This is a genomic window from Streptomyces sp. NPDC005070 (assembly GCF_053600395.1).
In genome coordinates this window covers 1-4,104 of record NZ_JBSFZS010000290.1, presented here as the reverse complement: position 1 = coordinate 4,104, position 4,104 = coordinate 1, and the positions used below count along the sequence as shown (strand labels likewise).

The following is a 4,104-nucleotide window of genomic DNA, read 5'->3' as shown; positions in this document are numbered from 1 at the left end:
CGTCTACAACGGCGGATGGTCGATGTTCGTCAACGCCAAGGGGAGGAACGTCGACCTGGCCAAGGAGTACGTGAAGTGGCTCTGGATCGACCAGACCTCCTGCACCACACGCTGGAAGGCACGCAGATAGATCTCGCGCAGCGGGCGCGGGGCGATGTCGGAGCTGGACCGCATCCGGTCGTTCTCGGTGTTGTTGGCGGCGAAATGCTTCAACGAAGCACCCACGCCGGTGTCCTGGAGGCCCCGTACCCAGGATGCGGCGAGGGTGCCGGACAGGTGCGGGTCCTCCGAGAAGTACTCGAAGTTACGGCCGCAGCGCGGATCCCGCTTGATGTTGATGCCCGGTCCGAGGAGCACGTCGACATCCAGCGCACGGCTCTCCACGCCCAGCGCGGTGCCGACCTTGCCGGCCAGGTCCGTGTCCCAGCTCTGCCCGAGGCCCACGGCCGGCGGGAAGCATGTGGCGGGTTCGCTGCCCGCGAGGCCGAGGTGGTCGGTGGCGCCCACCTGGCGGCGCACTCCGTGAGGTCCATCGGTGAGCACCAGCGAGGGGACGTCACCGACCTGCTTCGTGCTCCAGAAGTCGGCGCCGCTGCCCAGGGCAGCCTGCTGCTCCATCGCCAAGGACATGGGGTCTTGCGTGGTCACGGGGGTCTCCTCAGGTAGGGCGGTGCCCTGTCGGACGGTCGAAGGGAGGGTGAAGCACGCAGTGCGGCACGCGGGCGCGTGCCGAGAGTGACCGGGTTGGGCGGCGAACCGCGCGCCCCCACGACGCGCGGCCCACCACCGCCCCGGAGCGTCGGCGAATCCCTGGTCAGGAAGGGATGGCGGTGAGAAGCCTCACCGCCGTGCTCGGTCCACCCCGCCGACGTCGAAAACCGTATGGCACTCGGTTTTCAACGGCAAGGGGTCCCACCAGCGAATTTCCTGTGACGTAGAGTCCTGCTCATGGCACGACGTGGTTCGTACGCGAAGGGCATCGCCAAGCGCGAGGAGATCCTGGACACAGCGCTCGGGATCGTGGCGCGGGTCGGCTACAGCCGGACGACGGTCCGCGAACTCGCCCAGGCCGTGGGGCTGAGCCAGACCGGCCTGCTGCACTACTTCGGAACCAAGGAACAGCTCTTCATCGCCATCCTGAGCCGCCGCGACGAGGTCGACCAGCGCCTGGTCACAGGGGTAGTCGGAGCCGGCCCGGACGCGCCGCCGGATCTGGCTCAGGGGTTCACCGCGCTCGTCCGCCACAATGCCGAGGTCCCCGGGCTCACCCAGCTCTTCTCGCGTTTCGCGTCCGAGGCGGCCGAGCCGGGTCACCCCGCGCACGAGTACTTCCGCGACCGCTACGCCACCGCACGTTCCATGGTCGCGATGACGATCCGTGAGCAGCAGGCGGACGGCTCCCTGCCCGCGGGCCTCGACCCCGACCGCATGGCCGGGCTTCTGTTCGCCCTGATCGACGGCCTGCAGATGCAATGGATGTACGACCCCGAGATCGACATGGCCGAGCAACTCGCCTACTTCTGGCGGCTGCTCACCCCCGCGTCCACGGCTGAAACCTCGGGAGCCGAGGACCCGGACTGACGGCGCGGCGGTAGCCGAAAGATGTCGGTGAACGTCCCCCAGAGGATGGCGTGCAAGGTGGGCAAGGACCTGTACGGGTGGGTCCGCAGGTCCTTCCGGGAAAGAGGGCCGAGGCTGCCGAGGAGCGGTTGGTGAGCGACGGCCCAGCCGTGCACGAGGTCGTTGGCCAGGTCGAGAGGCTGCCTTCCGCACTCCGGTCTGGTGGGTGTGTGACCGCCGCCTGGGAAGCCGCTGCGCTGTCGTGAGCACAGCGGTGCCCCGTCCCAGCCTGCGGTGAGCCAAGCGCGACCTCGTTCCACAACACCCCTCAGATGTGGGAAGTAGTGCCGGTGGCAGGGTCATGGGAGATCAACGTCGGCATCCCCGGGTCATACTCGACGGTCTCGCCGGTCAACAGGGCCTGTCGTCGACTGGCCGTCGCGACTTCGACCAGGAACCGCAACACGGCAGCCACCCCCACCCCGTCCAGCACATCCTCGGGCCACACGGAGAACTCGACCTCTTCCTCGAACAAGGGCAAGGCGAAGAACCATACGGCGCCGAAGCGGGCCCGGAAGGCGAAACTCGTGCCCTCGCCCACCGGGTCATCCGCCCAGACGCGGAAGAGGTCGGTGAAGGCAGGACGCACTGGATCGAGCTGGGGTAAGGGTGCTCCACTTCTACCCGGACCGGAGCTTGCCATCTGCGTTTGGAAGGCCTCCGCGCGGCAGGATGCCACCTCTACGTCATGAGCGTGTCCGACGAGATGACGTGACCATCTGGGTAACAGAGGTCTGGCAGAGCAAGGACCATCACGACGCTTCACTGGAGCTGCCGGAGGCAAATGCGGCAATCGGCAAGGCGATGCCGCTGCTGACAGGAGAGTTCACCAGGCAGGAGCTGTCTGTTGCGGGTGGACTGGGGCTCTAGGCGTTGCCGTAACGGTCCACTACGCGCCTGACCGCAACTCGCAGGACGGCGTCTGGTCCTCCCGCACACCCGAAGGACTGACCGCACCGGCTCTCGTGTGAGCCGCCCCGCCGGCGCCGCTGTCGACCGATGACCAACGCCGGTTGCTGACCGGGAGCAACGGCCGCAGCCGCTCCCAGCCAGCATCCGTCAACTCGCCCCGCCCCATGTCCGCGAGAATGACCGGCAGCGAGGGGCAGTCGCATGCTTTGCCGGATCGGTCCTAGTCTCCTGAGAATCCGAAGATTCCCAGGTGAGTCGGCCTTTCGCCGGAGTAGAGGACGACGTAGTAACCGGTCCACCGCATCTGGCACTCGCCGAGCAGGCTTTGCTCGTGCTCCTCGTGGCTCGCAACCTCATTGGCAGCGGCAGCGAGCTCCTTGTACTGCTCGACCGACGGGCGGTCTGTGGCGAAGTGGTGCATCACACGGTTGAGAGCCAGAGGGCGCAGGGTGCCGTAGTCGGCGCTGCCGGAGCGCGTCGGCGGTTCATCCGTGGCAACAACCCTGTCGATGTCGAGGATCGTATGGGTACCCTCGGTCCCCATATATTCCTCGTCCGCGTAGAGGTCTTCCAGGCTTCGGTATCGGGCATCATCGCCGTACTCCTCCTGGAACACGCCGGCCTGCAATGTCGCCAAGGCCGCCTCGACATCGCCGTCGTACCTGGTGATGTAGTCCCATCCGCTGGCACCCACCGAGCCACCCCTTCCCTGAAGATCGTGAACGGGCGAACCATAGCGGCGGGGACTGCCAACGTCGCGGCTTGGCGCCAGGCTCTGCTCGACGTCCCGGACTGAAGTTTCCAGGCAGTCGACCGCATCACGGAGTTCGCCCGCACAAGTCCTAGCTGCGCAGCGGCGGACCGATGACGGTCTGGCCGACTTGCTCGGCCAGCCAGGACGCGTGGCGTTCCTCGTATCCGTTGACGATTCCGCGGTGGCGGACGTGCACGAGGACGGTGTGCCCGTCTGTGCGAGCGTCCAGGTCACGTGTGGCGGCGTTGAACAGTACGGATACCTCGGCGTGCTTGAAGTCCGCGTACAGGCCACGTTCCGGAACCTCCGGCCATCCCAGAGAGGACCAGCGGATCTCTGCCACGTGACGGCCGGCCACGGCCGTGAACCTGTCCTCGATGCTCCCGACCGGCTGATCCAGCATCGATGCCCAGAGCGGAAGACGCTCCGACAGGAAGGCTGGATCGGTGGAGAGCCGGGGCGCGTGGACCCCGACGTGCAAGCCGGTTGGGTCGCTCGGATCACGAACCCAGTCCTCGGTGTCCTCTTTCCTGAACCAGGCGTCGGGCAGCTCGCTCCGCGCGCGCAGTACGTCCTCCAGGGTGCGGAGTTCGACGTCCACGTCGACACTGGCATCCTGCTGATCCCCCACCTTGAGCAGCTGACGCGCTACTCGGAGCGCCGGCGCGGGATCGTCGGTACGGAAGACGGGATAGGCAACGTCGACGGACATGCGCGCACCCTGCCACAGCGCTCCCGATCCCGGGGAGCCGCCCCTCGACACCGACCCAGACGTTCGCCGTCATCTGGTAGCTGAACATCGACGAGATCAGCGCGGA

The 4,104-nt window shown here is 67.0% G+C and carries 5 protein-coding genes and 1 pseudogene; 2 read left to right on the top strand and 4 right to left on the bottom strand.

Going from position 1 to position 4,104, the window contains the following annotated elements; all coding sequences use genetic code 11:
• Positions 1-123: 123 nt before the first annotated feature.
• Positions 124-618 (bottom strand): annotated as a pseudogene (locus ACWEBX_RS37835) (glycoside hydrolase family 3 N-terminal domain-containing protein); the annotation flags it as partial.
• Between the two features lie 330 nt (positions 619-948).
• Between ACWEBX_RS37835 and ACWEBX_RS37830 the strand changes: the two are divergent.
• On the top strand, positions 949-1,581 hold the full coding sequence (locus ACWEBX_RS37830; protein WP_451889268.1) for a TetR/AcrR family transcriptional regulator: 633 nt from the start codon (positions 949-951) through the stop codon (positions 1,579-1,581).
• Between the two features lie 307 nt (positions 1,582-1,888).
• On the opposite strand, the gene ACWEBX_RS37825 is transcribed toward ACWEBX_RS37830, so the two are convergent.
• Positions 1,889-2,209: a hypothetical protein gene (locus ACWEBX_RS37825; RefSeq protein WP_451889267.1), complete on the bottom strand. Its 321-nt coding sequence runs from the start codon at positions 2,207-2,209 to the stop codon at positions 1,889-1,891.
• Positions 2,210-2,331: 122 nt separating this feature from the next.
• Between ACWEBX_RS37825 and ACWEBX_RS37820 the strand changes: the two genes are divergently transcribed.
• Positions 2,332-2,490 carry a hypothetical protein gene (locus tag ACWEBX_RS37820; RefSeq protein WP_451889266.1) on the top strand — a complete coding sequence of 53 codons (159 nt, stop codon included), beginning with the start codon at positions 2,332-2,334 and terminating at the stop codon, positions 2,488-2,490.
• Between the two features lie 262 nt (positions 2,491-2,752).
• Here ACWEBX_RS37820 and ACWEBX_RS37815 read toward each other — a convergent pair whose 3' ends face one another.
• A complete protein-coding gene (locus ACWEBX_RS37815; protein WP_451889265.1) occupies positions 2,753-3,226 on the bottom strand; it encodes a hypothetical protein in 474 nt (157 codons plus the stop codon).
• A gap of 148 nt (positions 3,227-3,374) precedes the next feature.
• Positions 3,375-3,998 (bottom strand): hypothetical protein, encoded by a 624-nt coding sequence (locus tag ACWEBX_RS37810; RefSeq protein ID WP_451889269.1) that lies wholly within the window; start codon positions 3,996-3,998, stop codon positions 3,375-3,377.
• Between the last annotated feature and the right edge of the window lie 106 nt (positions 3,999-4,104).